The organism is Pseudomyxococcus flavus, from assembly GCF_050038885.1.
Lineage (GTDB): Bacteria > Myxococcota > Myxococcia > Myxococcales > Myxococcaceae > Myxococcus > Myxococcus flavus.
The window spans coordinates 1,710,342-1,733,130 of record NZ_CP143624.1 but is presented as its reverse complement, the minus strand read 5'-3'; the positions used below and the strand labels follow the sequence as shown (position 1 = coordinate 1,733,130).

16 protein-coding genes are annotated in these 22,789 nt (G+C 70.5%); 5 read left to right on the top strand and 11 right to left on the bottom strand.

Going from position 1 to position 22,789, the window contains the following annotated elements; all coding sequences use genetic code 11:
* The first annotated feature begins 10 nt into the window (after positions 1-10).
* The 4 genes from VZL07_RS07195 (at position 11) to VZL07_RS07180 (ending at position 5,623) form a co-directional block, all read left to right on the top strand.
* A complete protein-coding gene (locus VZL07_RS07195; protein ID WP_426754610.1) occupies positions 11-2,497 on the top strand; it encodes a PIG-L family deacetylase in 2,487 nt (828 codons plus the stop codon).
* On the top strand, positions 2,494-2,673 hold the full coding sequence (locus tag VZL07_RS07190) for a hypothetical protein (RefSeq protein ID WP_426754609.1): 180 nt from the start codon (positions 2,494-2,496) through the stop codon (positions 2,671-2,673). Before VZL07_RS07195 ends, VZL07_RS07190 begins: the two co-directional genes overlap by 4 nt.
* Entirely contained in the window at positions 2,670-4,382 is a 1,713-nt protein-coding gene (locus VZL07_RS07185) for a sodium:solute symporter (RefSeq protein ID WP_426754608.1), read from the top strand. Before VZL07_RS07190 ends, VZL07_RS07185 begins: the two co-directional genes overlap by 4 nt.
* 71 nt (positions 4,383-4,453) lie before the next feature.
* On the top strand, positions 4,454-5,623 hold the full coding sequence (locus tag VZL07_RS07180; protein WP_426754607.1) for a hypothetical protein: 1,170 nt from the start codon (positions 4,454-4,456) through the stop codon (positions 5,621-5,623).
* A gap of 68 nt (positions 5,624-5,691) precedes the next feature.
* Here the strand turns inward: VZL07_RS07180 and VZL07_RS07175 are convergent, their stop codons facing one another.
* From VZL07_RS07175 to VZL07_RS07150, 6 genes are all read right to left on the bottom strand, one after another.
* Positions 5,692-6,330 carry an SRPBCC family protein gene (locus tag VZL07_RS07175; protein WP_426754606.1) on the bottom strand — a complete coding sequence of 213 codons (639 nt, stop codon included), beginning with the start codon at positions 6,328-6,330 and terminating at the stop codon, positions 5,692-5,694.
* 121 nt (positions 6,331-6,451) lie between these two features.
* Entirely contained in the window at positions 6,452-7,867 is a 1,416-nt protein-coding gene (locus VZL07_RS07170) for an L-serine ammonia-lyase (RefSeq protein ID WP_426754605.1), read from the bottom strand.
* 204 nt (positions 7,868-8,071) lie between these two features.
* On the bottom strand, positions 8,072-9,646 hold the full coding sequence (locus tag VZL07_RS07165; RefSeq protein WP_426754604.1) for a DUF4041 domain-containing protein: 1,575 nt from the start codon (positions 9,644-9,646) through the stop codon (positions 8,072-8,074).
* 328 nt (positions 9,647-9,974) lie between these two features.
* Positions 9,975-10,799, bottom strand: coding sequence for a hypothetical protein (locus VZL07_RS07160; protein ID WP_426754603.1), 825 nt, complete (start codon positions 10,797-10,799; stop codon positions 9,975-9,977).
* A 14-nt stretch (positions 10,800-10,813) separates the two neighbouring features.
* A complete protein-coding gene (locus tag VZL07_RS07155) occupies positions 10,814-11,617 on the bottom strand; it encodes a hypothetical protein (RefSeq protein ID WP_426754602.1) in 804 nt (267 codons plus the stop codon).
* Positions 11,618-11,678: 61 nt separating this feature from the next.
* A complete protein-coding gene (locus VZL07_RS07150; RefSeq protein WP_426754601.1) occupies positions 11,679-13,835 on the bottom strand; it encodes a protein kinase domain-containing protein in 2,157 nt (718 codons plus the stop codon).
* Positions 13,836-13,997: 162 nt separating this feature from the next.
* Here VZL07_RS07150 and VZL07_RS07145 point away from each other — a divergent pair, with 162 nt between their 5' ends.
* On the top strand, positions 13,998-14,681 hold the full coding sequence (locus VZL07_RS07145; RefSeq protein WP_426754600.1) for a GNAT family N-acetyltransferase: 684 nt from the start codon (positions 13,998-14,000) through the stop codon (positions 14,679-14,681).
* Positions 14,682-15,113: 432 nt separating this feature from the next.
* Here VZL07_RS07145 and VZL07_RS07140 read toward each other — a convergent pair whose 3' ends face one another.
* The 5 genes from VZL07_RS07140 to VZL07_RS07120 form a co-directional block, all read right to left on the bottom strand.
* On the bottom strand, positions 15,114-16,505 hold the full coding sequence (locus VZL07_RS07140) for an ammonium transporter (RefSeq protein ID WP_426754599.1): 1,392 nt from the start codon (positions 16,503-16,505) through the stop codon (positions 15,114-15,116).
* 171 nt (positions 16,506-16,676) lie between these two features.
* Positions 16,677-16,961, bottom strand: coding sequence for a hypothetical protein (locus tag VZL07_RS07135; protein ID WP_426754598.1), 285 nt, complete (start codon positions 16,959-16,961; stop codon positions 16,677-16,679).
* A gap of 312 nt (positions 16,962-17,273) precedes the next feature.
* Positions 17,274-17,711: a hypothetical protein gene (locus tag VZL07_RS07130; RefSeq protein ID WP_426754597.1), complete on the bottom strand. Its 438-nt coding sequence runs from the start codon at positions 17,709-17,711 to the stop codon at positions 17,274-17,276.
* 177 nt (positions 17,712-17,888) lie between these two features.
* A complete protein-coding gene (locus tag VZL07_RS07125; RefSeq protein WP_426754596.1) occupies positions 17,889-21,668 on the bottom strand; it encodes a protein kinase domain-containing protein in 3,780 nt (1,259 codons plus the stop codon).
* Positions 21,665-22,774 carry an ADYC domain-containing protein gene (locus tag VZL07_RS07120; RefSeq protein WP_426754595.1) on the bottom strand — a complete coding sequence of 370 codons (1,110 nt, stop codon included), beginning with the start codon at positions 22,772-22,774 and terminating at the stop codon, positions 21,665-21,667. Before VZL07_RS07120 ends, VZL07_RS07125 begins: the two co-directional genes overlap by 4 nt.
* Between the last annotated feature and the right edge of the window lie 15 nt (positions 22,775-22,789).

The following is a 22,789-nucleotide window of genomic DNA, read 5'->3' as shown; positions in this document are numbered from 1 at the left end:
GTCCGACCGGATGCGGAACCTGTTCCTCGTTGGAATGACGCTGGCCATGAGCCTTGGATTCGGGTCGACGGCAAACGCGCAGCCTTCACGGCAGCCGCATGCAGGCGAAATCGCCGCGGGGCTGAAGCGGCTCGGCGTGACGGGCAGCGTGCTGTACGTCGCCGCGCACCCGGACGACGAGAACACGCGCCTGCTCGCATGGCTGGTGGGCGCACGGGGCCTGCGCGCGGGGTACCTGTCCGTGACGCGTGGTGACGGCGGGCAGAACCTCATCGGGAGCGAGCAGGACGCGATGCTGGGCCTCATCCGCACGCACGAGCTGCTCGCCGCGCGGCGCGTGGACGGGGCCGAGCAGCTCTTCACCCGGGCGCGGGACTTCGGCTTCTCGAAGAGCGCGGACGAGGCCCTGCGCATCTGGGGCCATGACGCGGTGCTGGCGGACGTGGTGCTCGCCATCCGGCGCTTCCAGCCGGACGTCATCATCACCCGCTTCACCACGCAGCCGCCGAACCACGGCCACCACACGGCCTCCGCGCTCCTGGCGGCCGAGGCCTTCGTCGCCGCGGCGGACCCGAAGCGCTTCCCCGAGCAGCTCACCGAGGTGAAGCCCTGGAAGGCGGACCGGCTGCTGCACAACGTCTCCCACTGGAACCGGAGGCCGGACGAGGACATGTCCCGCTACCTCCAGGTGGACGTGGGTGGCTACGACGCGCTGCTGGGACGTTCATGGGGTGAGGTGGCCGCGGAGAGCCGGAGCCAGCACAAGAGCCAGGGCTTCGGCGTGGCGGCCGAGCGCGGTCCCATCCCGGAGTACTTCACACCGCTGGCGGGGACGCTGCCGAAGCGTGACGTGTTCGAGGGGCTCGACTTCACGTGGAAGCGCTGGAAGGGCACCGAGGCCGTGGCCCGCGCGGTGAGCGCCGCGACGAAGGCTTTCGATGCGTCCGCGCCTCACCGCTCCCTGCCCGCGCTCGTCCGCGTGCACGAGGCGCTGTCCGCGCTGCCGGATTCCCACCCGTGGAAGGCCGTCAAGCTGCGTGAGACGGAGGCCCTCATCGCCGCATGCGCGGGCCTGTTCCTGGAGGTGCGCGCCGCCAGCCCCTCGGGGGTTCCGGGCGTGGCGGTGGACGTGGAAGCCGTGGCGCTGAACCGCTCACCCGCCTCGCTCAAGTGGGTGAGCATGACGCTCCCGGGTGCGAAGCCCGAGGCCGTGGGGCAGGTGCTGGGAGAGAATGCGCCCGTTCGGCTCAAGCGCTCGGTGCCGCTTCCGGTGTCAGCGCCCATCTCCACGCCGTACTGGCTCCGTCAGCCCGTGAGCGGCGGCCTCTACGCGCTGGACGAAAAGGACCGCGCGCTCACCGGGCATCCGGAAGGGCCGTCCGCGCTGGCGGTCACGTTCGAGTACGAGGTGGCGGGCCGCCGGTTCCGCGCCGTCCGGCCCGTGGTCTACGCCTGGACGGACCCGGTGCGAGGAGAGCTCTACCGGGACTTCGAAATCGTCCCGCCCGTCACCGCGACGCTGGCGCAGGACGTCATCATGTTCCCCAATGGTGAGAGCCGGTCCGTGCCGGTGGTGGTGACCGCGGGGATGGACAACGCCCCGGGAACGCTCCGGCTGGAGGCGCCGCCGGGATGGCGCGTGGAGCCCGCGTCCGTCGAGCTCAAGCTCGCGTCGCGCGGAGACGAGCGCACCCTGCGCTTCCAGGTGACGCCGCCGAAGGGCGCCACGGAGAAGGGGACGTTGAGCGTCTGGGTGGACGTCGGGGACCGCGCCTGGTCGTGGAAGGCCCGCTCGGTGTCCTACGCGCACATTCCTCCGCTGACGGTGCGTCAGCCATCCGTGGCCACGCTGGTGCCCTTCTCGTTGGCCACGAAGGGCCGGCGCATTGGCTACATCCCCGGCCCGGGGGACCGCGTGGCGGAGAGCCTGGCCGAGGTGGGCTACGAGGTGACGCTGTTGCCCGATGCGCGGCTCGCGTCGGAGCCGCTGGAGCGCTTCGACGCCATCCTCGTGGGCGTGCGCGCCTTCAACGCCAACACGCACCTCTCCGCCTACCGCGAGCGGCTGCTCCGGTACGTGGAGGGCGGTGGCCGGCTGGTGGTCCAGTACAACACCAACAGCCGCGTGGGGCCGCTCACCTCACTGGTGAGTCCCTACCCGCTGGAGATTGGCCGCGACCGCGTGACGGACGAGACGGCGGCGATGACGCCGCTGGCGGCCAACGAGCCGTTGCTGCGCGCGCCCAACGCGCTGACGCCCGCGGACTTCGAGGGCTGGGTGCAGGAGCGCGGGCTCTACTTCGCGTCGTCGTGGGATGGCCGCTACCGTCCGGTGTTCTCCATGCATGATGCTGGCGAGGCGCCGCTCCAGGGCTCGTTGCTGGTCGCCCGTCACGGCAAGGGCACCTTCGTCTACACGGGGCTTTCCTTCTTCCGTCAGCTCCCCGCCGGTGTTCCCGGCGCCTACCGCCTGTTGGCCAACATCCTCTCGCAATGAGCACCGCCCCCGACCTGACTCCCCGTGAGCCCGCCACCGAGGCCCCCGCGCCCCGGCCGGAGCTCGACGACGCCCCGCCGCTGCTCGGCTCGTGGCGCAACATCTACCTGCTGGTGATGGGCACCTTCGTGGTGTTCGTCGCCGTGTGTTGGGCCCTCACCGAGGTGTACGCATGACGGGGCTCGACTGGTTCGTCCTGGGCGGGACGATTGCGTTCATCGTGGGGTGGGGCATCTGGAAGTCCCGTGGCGCGGGCACCAGTGAGGAGTACCTGCGCGGTGGCCGCGAGCTGAAGTGGCCCACCATCGGGCTGGCGGTGATGGCCACGCAGGCGAGCGCCATCACCTTCCTGTCCGTGCCCGGGCAGGCCTACGAAGACGGCATGCGGTTCGTGCAGTTCTACTTCGGACTGCCCATCGCGATGATCATCATCAGCGCCATCTTCGTCCCCATCTACTACCGGCTGAATGTCATCACCGCGTACGAGTACCTGGAGTCGCGCTTCGACCTGAAGACGCGGCTGTTGGGCGCCTTCCTCTTCCTCATCCAGCGCGGACTGGCGGCGGGCATCACCCTCTATGCGCCGGCCATCATCCTGTCCTCCATCCTCGGGTGGCCGCTGGAGCCCACGGTCATCGCCATGGGGGCGCTGGTCATCCTCTACACGGTGACGGGCGGCGCCAAGGCGGTGAGCCAGACGCAGAAGCAGCAGATGGTGGTGATGATGGGCGGCATGGTGGTGGCGGCGCTCGTCATCATCTGGCAGCTGCCCGAGCACGTGTCGTTCGGCAAGGCCGTGGATGTCGCCGGCGCCTTCGGCCGGATGAACGTGGTGAGCTTCGACCTGGACGTGCAGGACCGTTACAACTTCTGGTCCGGCATCACCGGCGGCCTCTTCCTGTCCCTGTCGTACTTCGGCACGGACCAGTCGCAGGTGGGGCGCTACCTGTCGGGGCGCTCCGTCACCGAGAGCCGGCTGGGGCTGCTCTTCAACGGCGTGCTGAAAATCCCGATGCAGTTCCTCATCCTCTTCGTCGGGATTCTCGTCTTCGTCTTCTACCAGTTCAGCACGCCCCCGCTGCTCTTCAACGAGACGCTGCGCACGCGCGTACAGGCCACGGCGCAGGCCGGCGAGTACGCCGCGCTGGAGGCGAAGTGGGAGCACGTCCAGGCCGGCAAGCGCGCGGAGGTGGAGCGCTACCTCGCGGCAGTCGAAGCGGGAGATGCCGCGGCCGGTGAGGCCTCCCGGTCCCTGCTCCGGAGCGCGCAGCAGGAGGCGAGCGCGGTCCGGAAGGAGGCCAAGGAGATGGTGGCCCGCGCGCTGCCCGGGGCGGAGACGAAGGACTCCGACTACATCTTCATCACCTTCGTGAAGCGCTGGCTGCCGAGCGGCCTCTTCGGCCTGCTCATCGCCGTCATCCTGTCGGCGGCCATGAGCTCCATCGCCAGCGAGCTGACCGCCCTGGGCGCGACGACGACGGTGGACTTCTACCGCCGCGTGTTCCGCCGGGACGCCTCGGACCGGCACGTGCTGGTGGCCTCGAAGCTGTTCACCGTGTTCTGGGGGCTGGTCGCCGTGGGCTTCGCGACCTTCGCGTCGCTGCTCGACAACCTCATCCAGGCGGTCAACATCCTGGGGTCCATCTTCTACGGCACGGTGCTGGGCATCTTCCTGGTGGCCTTCTTCGTGAAGCACGTGCGCGGCCATGCCGTGTTCGCCGCGGCCGTCCTCTCCCAGGCGGCGGTGATTGCCCTCTTCTTCCTCTCCGATATCGGCTACCTCTGGTTCAACGTCATTGGCTGCGTGCTGGTGGTCGCGCTGGGCCTGGTGCTGCAGGCCGTCCTGCCGCGCGGCGAGGCGCCGGCGCCGGTGGCGGGGGCCTGAGCCGGACGGGCGGCGTCCATGAAGCGGCGCCGCCCCGCCCTTGAAGTATGCTCGTCCCGGAGAGGGACGACATGTCTGACGGGAACAGGCGGCCCGGTCGCCCGGGGCGTTCCGAGGAGACGCGCATCGCGCCGGAGGAGGACGAGGACGCGACGCGGGACATCCCGCTCCTGTCGCATCCCGAGGAGGACGAGGACGCGACGCGGGACATCCCGCTCCTGACGCGCCCCGAGGAGACGCGCATGGGCCCCGCGGAGTCGCGGAGGGCCTCCAGGGCGCCTCGCTTCGATGAGACGCGCATGGGGCCGGTGGAGCCTCGCTCCGATGAGACGCGCATGGGGCCGGTGGAGCCCCGCTTCGAGGACGCGCGCATGGGGCCGGTGGAGCCGCTCACCGAGGAGACCCGGATGGGCCTCCCGGAGGAGGAGCGGCTCGCGCCTCGCTCTGGACGTTCACGTGCCGGTGGGAAGCCCTCGCGGGCGGCATCACCACCGCCGCCTCCCGCCACGGAGGTGCGCACGGACGTCATTCCGCCGAAGCCGCCCCTGGCGCGCGGTGGCGGGGCCTCCGCGAAGCCCACGGGCTGGCTTGCGGCGGGAGGGGAGAAGCGCTCCAGCGCTCCGCGCGCGAGTGAGCCCCTTGCCAGCGCGGGCGTGGTGCGCCTCAGCCCCCTGGAGCCCCTGGGCGCCAAGGTGGCGGCGGCGGACGAGGCACCGGCACTGCGGACGATGTTCGCCAACCACTCGGCGCTGCTCGCGGAGCAGCTTCGCGAGGCGCTGTCGAAGAAGATGTACGGGCGAGGGCCCCACCGGGTGCTGCGCATCGATGAGCCGGAGGGGCCGAGCACCGCGGGCGGGAAGCTGGCACGGCAGGCCATCTCCCTGGTGCCGCGCAAGGGCGCCGGGCCCTCGCTGACGTGTGGCTGGGTGGACGTGTCGAAGCGTGAGGCGCAGCTGCGCAACTTCGAGGCGGTGGCGAAGCGCTACGAGCTCCACCACGGCGAGCCGCTGGAGATGCAGGCCGAGGAGTACGAGCGCTTCCTCAACGACGTCGAGGCGGTGCTCACCCAGGCCGTCATCAAGGTCCGGCTCATCGTTCCAGAGGAGGCCGGGGCGGTGCGCGTCTCGGGGGCGGCCGGTGCCTCCAAGACGAAGGGAATCCCACCGCTGTGGGCGGGACTCCTGGCCGTGCTGGCCTTCGTGCTCGGCCTGCTCGCGGGGCGGTCCGGCGCGGGCGGCTGAGCCACGCCGGCGGCGGGGCCTCACGCTCCCAGGGGGGGCTCTGCTTCCACGGGAGCGTCTCGCGTGCATCAGGGCGTCGCGGGCGCGGCCACGGCCGGAGCGGCCTCGGCGTTCTGCGCGGCGGCGGCAGCCTCGGCCTCCGCGCGGGCCTTCTCCTCGGCCTCGGCGCGCTTCTTCGCGTCGGCTTCGGCGACTGTCTTCAGGTTCGCGAGGCCCTTCTCGAAGTCCTTCCCAATCATCGCGTCCATGTCGATGAACAGGCTCATGACCTTGCTCAGGAAGTTGTGGTCGCCCGACATGGTCCAGACGACCTGGGTGCCACCCTCGGCGGGGCTGAAGGTGAAGGTGGTGGTGCTGGTGGAGGCGATGGGCTTGATGAACTCCAGCTCGAGGGTGACCTGCTCGTTGGCCTTGCTGTCGGTGATGGTCATCCGGCCCTCACCGACCTGGTCGTTGCCCACCCACGACTGGCTCGAGCCCGTGCCCGACTCCGGACCGGAGTACGTGTTCTTCTGCTGCGGGTCAAGGGCGGCCCAGGGGGACCAGTCGGACCAGCGGCGCAAGTCGTTCACCCGCGCGAAGGCGATGTCCGCGGACACGGGGAGCACCGCGCTGCGCTGAGTGGTGAACGTGTCGGGACGGGTGGCGATGAAGCCGACGAACAGCAGGATGGCGGCGGCAAGGCCACCGAGAATCTTCTTGAGCACGGGGTGTGTCCTTTGGGCGCGGCTCGATGGGGCCGCGCTCCTGCGCCGCGTCTTAGAGGGGACGCGGCTTGACGTGCAAGACACCCACAGCGTGAGCGCTACGCCCCAGGACGATTGCTGCTCAGCATTCCGGCAGGCCCACGCTCAGGTTCGCCACTTCCAGGACGTTGGCGGCCAGGCCTCCTCGCGCCGTCTCCTTGTACTTGTCCTTCATGTCGCGGCCGGTGTCGCGCATGGTCCGGATGACCTTGTCCAGGCTGACGAAGTGGCGCCCGTCGCCGGAGAGCGCCATGCGCGTGGCGTTGATGGCCTTCACGGAGGCCATGGCGTTGCGCTCGATGCAGGGCACCTGCACCAGGCCGCCAATGGGGTCGCAGGTGAGTCCCAGGTTGTGCTCCATGGCGATCTCCGCCGCGTTCTCCACCTGGAGCGGCGTGCCGCCCATGACCTCGGTGAGCGCGCCCGCGGCCATGGAGCAGGCGCTGCCGACCTCGCCCTGGCAGCCCACCTCGGCGCCGCTGATGGAGGCGTTCTCCTTGTAGAGCACGCCAATGGCGCCCGCGGTGAGCAGGAAGCGCACCACGCCGTCCTCGTTCGCGCCCGGTACGAAGCGCCAGTAGTAGTGCAGCACCGCGGGGATGATGCCCGCCGCGCCGTTGGTGGGCGCGGTGACGACGCGGCCGCCCGCCGCGTTCTCCTCGTTGACGGCCAGGGCGTAGAGGTTCACCCAGTCCAGCACGGTGAGCGGGTTGGTGAGCCCGGCCTCGGGGCGGCTGATGAGCTTCTGGTACAGCCCGGCGGCGCGGCGCTCCACCTTGAGGCCTCCGGGGAGGATGCCCCCGCTGGTGCAGCCGCGGCGCACGCAGGCCTGCATGACGTCCCAGATGCGCAGCAGCCCCGCGCGAATCTCCGCCTCGTCGCGCCACGTCTTCTCGTTCGCCAGCATGATGGAGCTGATGCTCATGCGCTCGCGCTCGCAGTGCGCGAGCAGCGCCGCGGCGGACTGGAAGGGGAAGGGGAGGGGCGTGGTGTCCTTGCTCAGCGGGTCCTTGCCCGCGGCGGCCGCCGTGTCGTCGACGACGAAGCCTCCGCCCACGGAGTAGTAGACGGTCGACACCAGCTCCACGCCGTCCGCGCCGCTGGCGGTGAAGCGCATGCCGTTGGGATGGAAGGGCAGCGAGCGCCGGCGGTGCATCACGAGGTGCTCGCCGTCTCGGAACGTCACGTCACGCTGGCCGAGCAACGCCAGGCGGCCCTCCGCGCGCCAGCGGGAAATCATCGCGGGCACGGCCTCCACGTCCACGGCCTCCGGCGTCTCTCCGAGCAGGCCCAGCACCACGGCCTTGTCGCTGCCGTGTCCCTTGCCCGTCGCGCCCAGCGAGCCGAACAGCTCTACCTTGAGCTTCGTGAGCCGCTCCAGGTGGCCCGCGTCCGCCAGCTTGCGCGCGAACATGCGCGCTGCCCGCATGGGGCCGACGGTGTGCGAGCTGGAAGGTCCAATCCCAATCTTGAAGAGGTCGAAGATGCTGACGGCCATGGCGAGCGCACCATGCCACGTTTCCAGAGCCGTCCCAGCGCCTCCGGTCGAAGCGCATGTCACCACGAGGACGGATGACGTCATTGGGATTCCAACGAGTGGGCGCGCACGCCAGGCAAGCAGCCTGCTGCCACGCAGACGTGACGCGGTAGACGCACCGCGTTGTCCGACAGGAGTCTGGCCCGCTGCGTCGTAGCCGCGGTCTCAAGCGGCGGGGCGTCGTGGCGTGGACACCCCCGTGCCTTGCTCCTCTTCGATGAGCGCGAGTGACTTGCGGTACTCGGCGGCCTCGGCGACGCGCGTGAGCTCGAAGTCGCCGTGGTGCTTGCGCACGGCCTCGGCGATTTCGTCCAGGCTCACCCGGAAGAACTCCTTGCGCTCGTTGATGCGGTTGACGCGCCGGTGGGCGAAGGTGCGGTGCAGCTCGGCCTCCAGCTTGGGGGCGTCCTGCGTGCGGATGATGGCGTGGACGTCGAACTCGAAGGGGACGGAGGCGTCGCCCAGCTCGTCGATGCGGTCCTGCGGGACGAGCCGCCGCGTCATGCCCACCTTGAAGACGTCCTCCCCGAATGAGCCGATGTTGGAGATGACGTAGACGTGCCCGGTGCGGGTGAGCTGGGCCTGGGAGATGGCGCGCTGGCGCTCCAGGTCCTCGGCCAGCCGCCGCTCCAACTCGGCGATGCGCTCCTGGAGCTTCTGCTGCTGCGCGCCGCTGCTCCGCTCGAATTCGGCGCGCGCCTTGCGGAGAGCCTCCTCGTCCCGCCTGGCTTCTCGCTCGGCCTCGAGCTTTGCGCGCTCCAGCTCGCGCTGCGCGGCCTCTTCCTCGCGCATCTGCTCGCGGATGCGCCGCTGCTCGTCCTTCTCCTGCTGGAGCTTCTCCTGGTACTCGTGCGCGAGGTGCAGTTCATCCAGCTTGAGGCCCACGTACTTGGGGGCGATGAAGCACTGCTGGATTTTCGCGAGGTCGGTGATGGCGTCGGCCGCCTTCTGGATGCGAGCCTCCATGGCCTTGACGTTCTTGTACGTCACCTTGGCCACGCATGCGTCCGCTTCGCCGTTGAAGGCGCGGAGCATCAGCTTCAGTGTGCGCTCCGTCTGCTTGCGGCCCTCGGCCTTGCTGCCGTTGACCTCCCACTCCGTCGTGCAATAGGCGGCCGTCTTGTCCTTGAGCATGGCCTTCTGCTGCTCGCGGATGTCCTCCAGGCGTTCCTCGTACTTCTCCGATGTGGAGAAGTTGTAGATGGGCTTGTAGAGCCCGTAGGAGCGCAGGACTGCCTCTTCCTCCAGGGGACGCAGCTCCGCGGCCAGCTTGGAAATGGCGTTCTCAAGATGGGCGCGCTCGCTCTGCGCCTGCTGTCGCCGAACCTCCGCCTCGCGGGCGGCTGCCTCCGCCTGCTCCTTCATTCGAGCGACTTCTGCCTGGGTCTGTTCCCGCATGCGGGTGACTTCTGCCCTCGCGTGGGCCTGTTCCTGGGCGATGGCGCGCTCGCTCTCTTCCTTCGCCCGTGCGAGGTCCGCCATCGCGCTTCGGATGGCCGCATCCGCGTCCTCCCGGGTCCGTGTCAGCTCGGCTGCAAGTCGGTTGCGCTCCAGGGCCAGCGTGTGCGCGGACTCCGCCTTCGCGCGCTCCAGCTCACCCAAGACGCGCTGGCGCTCCGCCTCCACGTCGAGCACGGGCTTGAATCGCTTCCTCACGGAGGCGAGCCGGACGGCGGTGAAGACCAGGAGCCCGGACGAGAGCAGGCTCACGAGCCCCAGGACCCAGACGGCAGGTTGCATCGGTGTCTCCCCCTTGCGTGGCCTCCCACCGGGTGGAGGCATCGGGCCGCATCTTCTGCCCATGGAGGGGGCCCATGTTGAGCCTGTGCCCGTGCGCCGCGGAATCCCCCCTCGGGAGTATGGCCCTTTCCGCGCAGGAGTGGTGGTGAGGTCGGCCTACACCCGGCGACCACGACTGGAGACGACATGCGGAGGAGCGCCGCGAGGCGTCTTCCTGAAGCCAGCCCTGCTCCGGCGGGGAGCCACGGACCCCAGACGCACGACGGGCCGGGAGGGCGTCAGGGGACGCCAGCTCCCGGCCCGCGGGCCCGTACGCGTCGGCGGACGGCTACTGGTCGTCGCAGGGCGTGCCCAGGCGGGCGCCCTCGTACACACCCAGCTCGTTGTAGATGAGCGGGAGGTTCTCCTCCACGGGCACCTGGCGCAGCTCGAGGCGGCGCTTGGAGTTCTCAATCCACTGCGCGGGCTTCGACTTGTCGAGCAGCAGCCGGAGGTCTCCGCGCTTGGTGGAGAAGATCTCGCCTTCCGAGTCGGCGATGACGTTGGTCATCTTCTGCGGCTTCAGGTTGCCGCGCGGGCCGATGAAGACGCGGAAGTTCTTCTTCTCCGCCTCGTGGAAGCCGCGGTCCACGAAGTAGTAGACGCCCTTGGTGTCACGCAGCAGCGCGTACGGCGCGAACTTCTGCGGGTTGGGCAGGAAGGTGGCCTTGCGCAGCAGCTCCGAGGCCTGCTCCCCCTCCAGCATGGTGAGGGGCAGCTGCTTCTCGCCGCAGCGCAGGGCGCAGGTGCGCTCCTTGGCATCCATCTCCACTTCCGACATCACGCGCCAGTCGATGCCACGGAAGTTGGGGTTGGCGCCCTTGTTGAAGAAGCGCGGGTCCAGGAAGGACGTGGGCGACGTGTACGGACCGGGGTGGGCCACCTGGACGAACTGCTTCCCATCGCCGTAGTAGAGGGCGGCGTTGATGTCTTCGTCGTCGGGCGTGAGCACCACGAAGTGGCCCTTGCCGTCGGTGCACACCGACGTGGCCTCCATCATCATCTTCTCGCCGAGGTTCGATTCCTTGCCCCAGGGGGGCTGGATGGGCTCGGCCGCCAGGGCGGCGGTACACGCGAACGACATCGCCGCGAAGGCGAAACGCTGGATTCGCATCGTGAAGGCTCCGACTACAGGTTCTGCTTGAAGAACTTGGTGGCGAACTTGTCCTGGTTGCTGGCCTCGCGGGTCGTCGTCCAGATGACGTGGTCCGCTTCGATTTTCGGCGCCAGCTCCGGGCCGAAGCGGCAGCTCACCCGCTTCACCTTCTCCTGGATGGTCTGCTTCGCGATGGAGGACCTGCCGCACAGGTCCTTGAGGACGGTCAGCGGCGTGCCGCAGTAGCTGGAGATGCTCAGCTCCTTGAGCTGGTCCTCGTCGACGCTGCTCCAGTCGATGCGGGCGGCCACGGACGTGCCGCAGGCGTTGTTCATCTCGAGGACGGTGTTGGCGTACTCCTTGTCCTGGCCGGCCTCCTCACCCTTGCGGTTGAAGGCCATGACCTTCTTCAGCGTACCGTCGGCCATCTGCTTCTGGTGCTGCGCGTAGACCTCCTCGGGCTTCAGCGCGGCGGTCTTCTTCTCGTCGAAGGACACGCGGATGGCGCGCTGACGGCCGGGCACGTAGAGCTCGTACCGCGTGTCGCGCTGGTGCAGCGCCGTGTACTTCCGGCCCTGCCACTGGGTGCTGTAGTTGAACTGCTCGGTGCTGCGGGTGCTCCAGTCGTTCAGCTCGCAGGGGAGGACAAGGCCGTCGAAGTCGGAGCCCGTGCCCTTCACCCTCAGGATGAACTTCTTGTCGGAGCGCGGCGAGAGCGGCACCACCGCCACCTCTTCGCCTTCCGTGCCAGAGTACACCTTGCCCGCTTCTACCGGCGCGGCGGCCAGGGCCTGCGAGGCACCCAGCGCGATTGCCGCGACAATCACTGCGACCATGTTTCTCAAGCGAATCACCTCGTGATGCATGAGGGCCCCCCTTCGCGGATGGCCCGCTGTTTCAGAGCTCGATGTCGTGCTTCTGGCAGAACTTCCGGACCTTGGCACGCTCCGCTGACGCGACCTTCGGCCACTCGCTCACGGCACCGCCCAGGTCCTTCTGCTGGCAGTAGGCGCGGGTGAGCAGTGAGTACGCCGCCGTGGAGCGCTGCGTCCGCTGGCTGCTGCGAGCCAGCGCGATGGCGCGGGCGGCATCCCCCGAGGCCAGCGCGCTCTCGCCTTCCTTCAAGAGCTTGCGGACCTGCTCGGGCAGCTCCTCCTTCGGCTCGGGGCGCGACGGGCGGACGGTGGCTGGCTTGTGCGTCGTGGTGGCCACGGCCACCTGCGGCGTGTCGTTGCCCGCGGCGGGCTGCTGAGCCGCGGCTTGCTGCGTGTCGCCGGCTGCGGGCTGCTGCGCCGCGGCTTGCTGCGTGTCGCCGGCTGCGGGCTGCTGAGCCGCGGCTTGCTGCGAGTCACCAGCGGCGGGCTGCTGCGCCGCGGCTTGCTGCGAGTCACCAGCGGCGGGCTGCTGCGTCGCGGCCTGCTGTGTGTCTCCGGCGGCTTGCTTCGTGTCGGTGGCGGGCGGGGCGCCCTGCTGAGCAGCGCGCGTGTCCGTCACGGGCGCCTTGGGCGCACCCGAGTCCGAGGCAGTGCCCTTCAGCCACCACACGAGGCCCACGCCTGAGGCCAGCAGGACCGCCGCCGTGGCGCCGACAAAGGCGCCTCGGCCCTTGGGCGCGGCGGGCGTCACGGAGGAGGGCGTGGCGGCCAGCAGCGATGCGGCGGCCTGGGCCTCGGCGCCCGGGATGGGGACGGGGACACTCACGGCCGTGGACGGCTGCGCTGGCCGCTCGGGCGCGGGGATGGCCGGGACCTGCTTGGAGATGAGCGTGGGTTCGAGGCCCGGTGGATCCACCAAGGGCGTCGCCGACGGCTGAGCCACGCCCATGTGTCCCGTCGAGGAAGGTCCGACGCCTTGCTGCTGTGCGGTGCCGGAAGGGGCGAATCCCTGCTGCTGGGCGACGCCCATCTGCCCCGTCGCGGAGGGCTGGAAACCCTGCGCCTGGGCGACGCCCATCTGCCCGGTGGCGGAGTGCCCCGGGGCCGGCGTCAGGCCCAGCCGGCCCGTGCCGGGCGCCAGGGTGGCATCGAAGCCTTCACGTCCCGTGTCCGGCGGCACCTTGAGGCTGCCCGGAGGCGCTGTGGAGGACAGCGAGGGCGGGCCGTCCGAGGGCAGGGCGACGCCCGACATGGGGGCCTGGGGTCTCGGCGCGGCCTGGTTCCCCACGGCCGTGGACAGCGAGTGCAACGGAGTGCCCGTCAGGTCCGCGATGAAGGAGGAGACATCCGGATAGCGCTCGTCCACGCTCTTGGCGAGCGCGCGCATCACCGCCGCGATGGCTTCCGGCGAGGCCTCGGGACATAGCGGGGCCAGGGGCTCGGGCGGCTCGTAGACGACGCGGAAGATCATCTGCGCGAGGCTGCCCGCGCCGAACACGGGCTTGCCGGCCATCATCTCGTAGACGATGCACCCGAGCGCGAACACGTCCGTGCGCGCGTCAATCTCCCGGTTCTTCCCCTGCGCCTGCTCGGGCGACATGTACTGGGGCGTCCCGATGATGGTCGCCTCCTGGGTCTGCACCGTCTGGGAGCTGAGGACCTTGGAGATGCCGAAGTCGAGCAGCTTCACGCGCTCGCCCACCACGCCGCCGGAGTCGGTGGGGACCAGGAACACGTTGGCCGGCTTGAGGTCGCGGTGGATGATGCCCGCCCCGTGGGCCGCCTGGAGCGCGGAGCCGATCTGCCGGGTGAAGGAGACCACGTCCTCCATGGGCAGGCGCCCTCGCTCCAGCCGGGCCTGGAGGCTCTCTCCGCGCAGGAACTCCAGCACCAGGAACGGGTTGCCGTTCTCCAGGGTGTCGTAGTCGAGCACCTCGACGATGTTCGGGTGACCCAGACGGGAGGCAATCTCCGCCTCGCGACGGAAGCGCGCGAAGATTTCCGGCGTCAGGTGGTCTCCGCCGCGCAGCACCTTGACCGCCACCTGCTTGCCGGGAAGGCGCAGGTGCTGGGCCAGGTACACGGAACCCATTCCGCCTCGCCCCAGCAGGGACACAATCCGGTAGGTGTTCCGCAGGACCTCATCGATACGGAGGTCGCCGTCAGAGGGTCGAGTCATCGGGCTGAGGCTTTCAGGCAGGGCATTCCAGGGAAACTTCGCCCATTCCATCCTTCCACCCCCCTGGGAGGCAACCCTCCTGATGTCGCATCGCACCCAGCCGGAGCGTGGCATGCGACGAGACTGGGCGTCCCTCCAGCGGCCTGCTAAGGAGGCGGGCGTATGCCGAAGGCCAAGACTCCCAAACCCGCGGACTCTCTCGAAGTCCGAGTGCGTCGTATCCACCGGCGCGACCTGAACCGGACCTGGGAGTTCCTCAAGCTCGTCTTCCGGGACGTGAACCGCGAGACGGTGGAGTACCAGCGGCCCCGCTCCAAGCGGCGCTTCCTGGAGGTCTACACCTCGGAGTGGATCGAACAGCTCCTCTATGAGGTGGATGGCAGCATCGTCGGGTATTCGGAGTGCGCCTTCGAGGCCACTGGCGACGACAACTGGGTGAATCCCCGCTGGTTCGAGAAGCGGGGCATGCGGCCGCTCTTCGTGGAGGAGCTGGCCGTCCATCCGGACTACCAGGGCCGGGGCGTGGGCAGCTTCATGCTCGATCAGCTCCAGCACCTGGCCCGGACGCGGGGCTGCACGCACCTGGTGCTGGAGGTGGCCGAGAACAACGAGTCCGCGCTGACGTGGTACCGGACCCGGAACTTCTACAAGCTGGATGCCGCCATCTTCATGGCCCAGAAGGTGCCCGGTGAGCCGGACCTGCTGCCGCCGCGCCGCCTGAAGCGCCGGCAGAAGCCCACCTCGGAGACGGGGGCGCCCACGACGGGGCCCATGCCGGAAGCCGCGACGGCCCGAACGGCGGCGCGGAAGCGGCGGGCGCCCGCCGCGAGGAAGAAGAGCTCCTAAGGGTATTGGCGCCTGCGCCGGGCGTGCCGCTCGCGGCACCGAGCGGCGGTGCGTGCTTCGCGTCGGGAGCTGAGCCGCCGCCCAGGCTTCGAGCGGCGGTGCGTGCTTCGCGTCGGGAGCTGAGCCGCCGCCCGGGCTTCGAGCGGCGGTGCGCGATTCGCGTCGGGAGCTGAGCCGCTGCCCGGGCTTCGAGCGGCGGTGCGCGATGCCTGTCTGGGGCGGCGCTGAGCTCGGAAGCTGCACGCCGCCAACCTGCTGTCGCCCTGGTGCGAATGGCCGCTCATCGATGCCCGTCTGGGGCGGCATGGGTGTCGGAAGCCGCCAGGTGCGAACCCGTACTGAGCGCCTCACTTCTGGGGATGCGCCGTCGATGAGCCCGTGCCGCCGCTCGAGCCTCCGAGCGGCGGCATGGCGCTCAGCGCCAGCGGGCGCTCAGGCCGGCTGCGGCAACGACGGACCGCTTGGAGCCGGCTCGGTGGCGACCGCCGCCGTCGCGGTGGGCGCGGGCTGGGGCACGGGGACGATGACGGACTCGCCCACCGTCTCGCCGTGCTGGCTGAGGTCCAGACCCTCGTCCTCGTGCGCACGGCTGACGCGCAGCGGGACGAGGCGGTCCACCACCTTGTAGAGCAGGAACGAGCCGACGAAGGAGAACACCGACACCAGCACCAGCGCGAGCATGTGCATCATGAAGGTGCGCGTCTCGCCGTGGATGAGGCCCACGTCCTTGGCCAGCACGCCCGTCAGCACCATGCCCACCACGCCGCCCAGGCCGTGGCAGGGGAAGACGTCCAGCGTGTCGTCGACGGAGGTGCGGCTCTTGAAGTGCACCGCCGCGTTGCTCACGAAGCTGGCGACGAGACCCACGACGATGCTCTGGCCCACGGTGATGAAGCCCGCCGCGGGCGTCACCGCCACCAGGCCCACCACCGCGCCGATGCAGGCGCCCATGGCGCTCGGCTTGCGGCCGCGCAGCCAGTCGAAGGCAATCCACCCCAGCATCGCCGCGGCGGACGCCGTGTTGGTGGTGGCGAAGGCCAGCGTGGCCAGCGACGAGGCGGACATCGCCGAGCCCGCGTTGAAGCCGAACCAGCCGAACCACAGCATGCCCGTGCCCAGCATGACGAAGGGGATGTTGGCGGGCGTGTGCGCCGCGTTCTCCACGTGCACCTGGCGGCGGCCCAGCACCAGCGCGCCGGCCAGCGCCGCGAAGCCCGCGGACATGTGCACCACGGTGCCGCCCGCGAAGTCGAGCACGCCCCACTGCCGCAGGAAGCCTTCCGGATGCCACGTCCAGTGGGCCAGCGGCGCGTAGATGACGAGCGTGAAGAGCACCATGAAGAGCACGTACGCCTTGAAGCGCACGCGCTCGGCGAACGCGCCGGTGATGAGCGCCGGGGTGATGATGGCGAACTTGAGCTGGAACAGCGCGAACAGCATCAGGGGAATCGTGGGCGCCAGGTCGGGATGCGTGTCACCGCCCACGCCGCTGAACATGAAGAAGGTGCGCGGGTCGCCGATGAGGCCGTGGAAGCTGTCCCCGAAGCTCAGGCTGAAGCCCACCACCACCCAGAGCAGGCTGATGACCGCCATCGCGATGAAGCTCTGAAGCAGCGTGGACACCACGTTCTTCAGCCGCACCATCCCGCCGTAGAAGAAGGACAACCCCGGCGTCATCAGCAGCACCAGCGCCGTCGCCGTGAGGAGCCACGCCGTGTCCGCCGTGTTGATGGGCCCCCCTCGCTTCAACTGCTCCGCGGGCTCTACCAGCAACCCCGCCATGCCCACGCCCACCAGAAGGGCCACCGCAAACCACTTCTTCATTGCGCCTCCACCCGGAAGAGTGACGCAATGCAGTATGGGTCCGTTCTGGGCTAACTTCAATGCGATGGAGTCTTATTTGGTGCCGAAGTAGGCTAAATCCGTCGAAACTTAATATAAAGGTGAGTGCTCTGGTGGCGAGTGGGCGGCCTGGAGGTCGGCTGGCCGGTGCCTTCACTTGACCAGGATGCGGCCGTCCTTGATCTCCAGGTCCTCCCCACCCTTGAGGACCACGGTGCCCGCGTCCGTCTTCACGGAGCAGGGCCCGGAGCCCTGGATGGTGACGGAGGCCGTCTGGCTCTTTCCGAACGTCACCGACGTCTTCACGCCGCTACACACCACGGGCCACGTGTGGCCGCGCGAATCGCGGTTGTGGTAGCGCACCGTCACCGCGGCCCACGCGGTGGATGACGCGAGCAGGGTGGGAACCAGGGCCATCGCGGCGAGCGTCGTCCTCATGCCTTCCTCCTCGGAGCGGGCGTGTTGGTGCCGCGCACACTGGAGCAAGGCGTTGGTGCTTGTCCACGCCGTGCATGTGTCGGCACGTGGACGTCATACGGCGCGCCCCTGACATGGCCATACGTACTAACCACCACGCCTCGGTGGGTGGGTGCGGGGAGCAGCGCCACATCCGGGGGGACAGCGCCGCCGGCTTGCGCCTCGGGCCCTGACGTGGACGGGGAGGCGGTGACGCTCGGCCACTCCGCTCGCGATGCGCGCGGCCTGGCTGCGCCACTGCCTCCCCTGCCTGCGGCTCGACTGTTCCCGGCGTCAGTCCAGGGTGTGGGTTCCGAGGCTCGACATCACGCCCGGGCCGCCCGCGGGCAGGAAGGTCCTCACGCCCGTCGCGGAGATGCTGCCGGGCTGCGTGAGAACGCCCGACCAGGCGTCCAACAGCACATAGGGCCAGCCCGCATCAGGCCGCATCATCGCCGAGAAGGAGAGGGCGAGCGGCACCAGCTTACCGTCGGGGTTGTTGACGAAGTGGAAGGTCCCCGAGACGGGGATGCTCAAGGGGCCGACCGGGGTGAACTGGGTGAAGTAGGTCCCGCTGAAGGAGCCGTCCCAATCGTGGGATTGGGTGATCTTCAGGACGAATTCGCCGGCCTCGGAGGTGTACGTCCCATTGATGTCGAATGCGTGGGCGGAGGTGCTGAGCATCAGCATGGGGAGGACGAAGAGGAGGCCGAAGAGCTTGCTCTGCTTCATGAGTGAAACCTCTCTGGGGGTCGAGGAGCCCGGCGTGGGCTCGGGCGTCCCCATGAGCACGCGATGTGCCAGCCCGCACTGAGAGGGTGGTCGCAGTGGCCGAGGGGGCGCTGTCGCGTGCGCGCGCCGGTCCTGGACATGTCCGGACATGTCCGGACGCGGATGGCCCTGGTCACGTCACGGGGCGTCACGCGGAGCCGGGGCGGGCGCGCAGACGCGGAGCCCGACGCGGATGTCCCTCAACGAGGGCTCGTTGGGCATTCGCGAATTGGAGCGGTTGGAGATGCGGTCGTAGTACCAGGACCCGCCGCGGGCCACTGCCTCCCCGGGCTCGCGGACCGACCGCACCCACTCGATGACGTTGCCGGCCATGTCCATCACCCCGAAGGGGCTGGCGGAAGCAGGGTGGGCGCCCACCTCGTCGGGACCGAAGCCCAGCGGCTGGCGGCCATAGGTCTCATCGAAGTTCGCGTCGTCCGGCGCGAGCAGGTCGCCCATGGGAAACAGGCGGGCGTCCGCGCCACGCGCCGCGCGCTCCCACTCGTATTCGGAGCACAGCCGGGCTCCCGGGACGCGTCCGGAGCGGTCCAGCCACGCGAGGTAGGCCCGCGCATCCTCGAGCGAGATGGCCGAGATGGGAAAGCGCAACCAGTCCTGCACGGCCCTGTGGGCGCGGCCCGGGTAGCGGATGGGCTCGCCGCTGCTCGCGTGGAGGGGATGCCGCGTGGGCTGCAGCATGAGCCGCCAGCCCGTCTCCTCCCGGGTGAGCGCCAGCGCGCCGGCCGTTGAGCGCACGCCGGGCGTGTGTCGCCTCCGCTCGTCGGGGGGCAGCGCATCGAGGAACGCGAGCCACTCGGCGAACGTCACCTCATGGCGGGCGATGAGGTAACCCTCGGTCGTCACCTGCCGGAGCGGGGGCGCCTGGAGGAACTCGCGCCGCAGGGCCTCGTCGTCGCTACTGCCGAAGAGGAAGCGGCCTGGGGGGATGTAGATGAAGCCCTCGGGGAGGTCGGCCGCCCGCGGCAGGGGGATGCGCGCCTGGAGGTTCTCTCCCGACGAGAGCACCACCGGCAGGACCGCGCGCGCCAAGCCCGGTGCCTGGAAGGTGAGGACGTAGGACCCCGGGCCCGTCGCGAGCGTGCGCGACGCGAGGGGCGTCCGGCCCAGGGAGATGCCTTCGGACAGCCTGGGGCCTCCGGGCACGCCCGTGTCGTGCTGGAGCAGCACCTCCGCGCCCGGCGGCTCCGTGGCGAGGTCCAGGACGGGCGGTGCGAGGAGCCGGCGCTGGCTGGTGCCGTCGTCATCGAGGCTCGCCAGCCTGCGCAGGGCCTCGCGCCGCTGTCCGGGACGGAAGAACCACTCCGCCAGCTCCATCCGCCCGGTCAGCACCTCCGTGAGCAGTCCGCGGGCCTCCCGCCGCGAGCCGTCCAGCAGCAGGGCGGTGTCGAGCGCCTGCGTGGCGCGCTGGTAGGCCTCGTCCGCGACGCCATCGCTCCTTCGTGCCTCGGCCCAGGTCTCCTCCGGCTCGCCTCCATCTCCCGCGAGCGGAGCACCAGTGAGGGCGCGCTCCCCTCGAGCGTCCCAGCGCTGGAAGGCGTCCGCGCGCGCGGCCTTCGCCGCGGCATGGTGAGTCCGGGCTTCGGCGATGGACGCCCGGGCTTCATCCAGGTGCGCCTGCACCGTGCGCTCCAGCGCGTGGCGACCCTTCAGCCAGGCCGCGCCCCCGGCCACCATCGCGGTGAGGGGCAGGGCCAGCGCCAGCCCCAGGCGCCGCGCGAAGGTGCGCCGGAGGGCCCGCCGCGAGGCCGCGAGGAAAGCCGCCTCCTGCCGCGTCAGCGCGAGCGCGCCGGCCGCGGTCACCACGTCGAGCTCACGCCGGCTCCACAGGGCCGAGGTGGGGCGGCCCGCGCGCTCCCAGCCGGCCGCGGCGAGCCGCACCCGCTCGAGCACCTGCCGCTCCTGGCGGGCCTCTTCAAGCCAGCCGCGGAGGGTGGACCAACCCTCGAGCAGGGCTTCGTGCGCCACCTCGTGGACGTGCGCCTCGCCGTCCTGCCGGACCACGACGAGGCGGGCCCGGACCAGGGCCTCCAGCGCGGTGCGATTCGCGGCGGTCTCCGCGCCGAGCTCCCGGGTGGTCCGACGGACCCGGGCGCCTTCCGGACTGATGAGCCGCAGCAGCAGGCCGCGAGCCGCCAGCCGCGCGTCGGGGGGCAGCGCCGCCAGCGCCCCGTCCGCGTGCCGGCCCAGGGCTCCGGCCACGCCCCCGAGCGCCTCCAGCGACGCCTCCTGGATGCGCTGGGTCTCCCGGTCTCGTGCATCCCACAGCTCGGCGAGCGTGAACTGGAGGATGGGCAGTCCCCCCGGGGCGCGGGCGGAGGAGGCCACGAGCGTGTCCACCAGGGCCTCCGTTTCGAACGCGACGCCCGTCACGCGCGCCGGACCGACCACGGCCTCGCGCGTTCCTTCCGGGCCCAGGGGCCTGACGAGGAAGAGCGCGCGCGCCACTTCATCCTCCAGCCCCGGCAGCGCCGCCAGCCGCGTGAAGTAGTCCCCTCGCACCGTGGCCAGGGTGCGCACCCCCCGGGCCAGGATGGCCAGGTGCCCGAGCACCTGCGTGAAGGCGGACGCCTCGTCCGGCTCGCTCTGGGTGAACAGCTCCTCGAGCTGATCGATGAAGAGCAGGGTGCCTCGCGCGGGCCCGGCGGCCCGCAGGGCCCGCGCCAGTGCCGCGGGCTCATGCCGCGCCTGGGCCGCCAGCGTCTCCTCGGACAGGCCGAGCCGGCCCGCCACCGCGGCGACCAGCGCCGTGAATGGCCGGCGCCCGGGCATGAGCGCCAGCACGGTGTAGGCACAGCCGTCCCCGAGCCCCGCTTGCGTGACGCGCGGTGACACTCCCGCCCGGCACAGCGAGGACTTGCCCACCCCTGAGTCCCCCACGACGAGCACCAGCGCCTGGGCGCGGAGGCGCTCATGGATGGCGCGGACCTCCGCGCCACGCCCGAAGAAGAACCCCCGGTGCTCCGCGTCGAAGGCCTGGAGCCCGCGGTAGGGGTTGCCCGGAGGGGCCGGCACCGCGTCGCCGGCCCCCTCCAGCCGCGCGAGCTCCGCGAGCCGCTCGAGCTCCGCGCACAGCGCGTCGGCGGAGGCGAAGCGCCGTGCCGGGTCGTATTCGAGGCACCGGCGGATGATGGCGCGCAGCCGGGCGCCGAGCCCGCTTTCGGACGGCGCCGGCTCCGAGCCGGGAGGGCGCGCCTCGAAAGCCAGCGGTTCATCCACTGCCCCGCTCGCGGTGGGCGCGTCGAGGGGGCGATGGCCCGTCAGCAGCTCGTGGAGCACCATGCCCAGGCCATAGACATCTCCCCGCGGGCCAGGCGGCTCGCCGCGCAAGGCCTCCGGCGCCATGTAACCGCGCGTGCCGGCGATGGGGGCGGGGGGCCGGGCCGCGGGCGCGTCTTCCCCCGGACCCGCCGCCCAGGAGAGGGCGAGCCCGAAGTCGACGAGCTTCACCTCGCCATCCGGAAGCACCATGACGTTGTCCGGCTTGATGTCGCGGTGGAGCACCTGCGCGCGGTGCGCGGCGGCCAGTCCCCGTCCCAGGCCCAGGGCGATGGCCAGGACCCGCTCCGGCGGGAGCGGCATGGGCAGGCTCCTCAGGGAGACGCCCGGGAGGAACTCCTGCACCAGGTAGGGGTGGGCGCCCACCTCCGAGACCCGGTACACCATCACCACGTTCGGATGGCGGAGGCGGGCGAGCGCCCGGGCTTCGGTGAAGAGCTGGTCGCGCGGGCCCGGGCCGGACCGCTCCGCGCCGATGAACTTGATGGCGACCCTGCGCTGGAGTGCCGTGTCCTCGGCCAGGTAGACGCGGCCCATTCCCCCCTGGCCCAGCAGGCGGATGAGGCGGTACTCGTCGAACGCTGGGGGCGGCTCCCAGCTCCCCGGGGCGGAGGCGCTCACGGCAGCGGAGGGGACGCGCAGCTCCCACCCTGGCAGGTCCTGGGCCCCAGGGGGTCCCCGCCGCACGCGGGACAATGGATGCGGAGCCCACCATCCTTCCCATCGTCCGTGACGCAGTACTCGTTCTTCCAGGTCTGGGTCAGCAACAGGAAGGGCACGCCCCCATCGAAGTACTTCCTCAAGGGCGTCCCCGCGTCACCGGGCTGCTGGCAGTCGTAGCTCGCCGTCAGCTGCGTCCCTGGCGCTCCTCGGATTCTGGAGAGGGGGGAAGGGGTGTAACGCGGCCGCACGCAGCTCCCGCCATCCGGCATCACGCCGAAGGGCACGGCGCCTTGCTCGCTCCAGGCGGCCTCGAAGAGCAGCGGTGGAAGCCCTCCGCCGTCGAAGGTGTCCTGGGTCTGGATGCCATGGCCGTCGACGAAGTCGACGTAGGTGCCCTGGCACGTGAAGGACTCGCCGTCGCCGTTGTAGTCGGCGCGCGCGGCCCGCACACACGCCTCGAACAGCCGCGCGAGCGGGGGCCCTCCATCCCACTCCTGATCCGGGAGGTATCCCCAGTGCGCGCAAACGCCGACCGCGCCCGTCGTGCAGCTCGCCGTGAAGCAGGGGGCGGCGCCGCCCCCGTCGTTGAAGCCTCCGTCCGGCAGCCAGCAGCCGGGGATGATGACGGCCTTCCCTTCATAGAAGTTGCCCGCGTCCGGTGAGCATTCCTGGGGGTTCTGCGTGTGATAGCCCTTGCCCTCGCAGACGTTGTGGCGCAGGTCGACGTCGGTCACGGTGTAGAGCTTGAGCTGGGCGCCCGCGTCTTGAAGGACCGCGGGCAGGCACGGGTCCACCGGCGGACTCTCGATGATTCGGTAGCGCCGCCCATCGCTTCCCGTCCAGATGCCGCCCCCGTCGAACCGCGCCCGGAAGAAGACGCTGCCGCCGTCGACTCCGGCCCAGCCGGTAGGGCTGGGCGCCTGCGGGTTGACGTGGTTCGGTTCGAGGGGCGTGGCCTCGCGGGAGGCCTGGGCCTGCGGCCCGGATGCGCTGGGCTCAGCACAGTCCTGGCCGCTGAGCGTCGCCATCACGGACAACATCGCGAGGGGAAGGAAAGGACGCATGGGACCCTCTGGGCA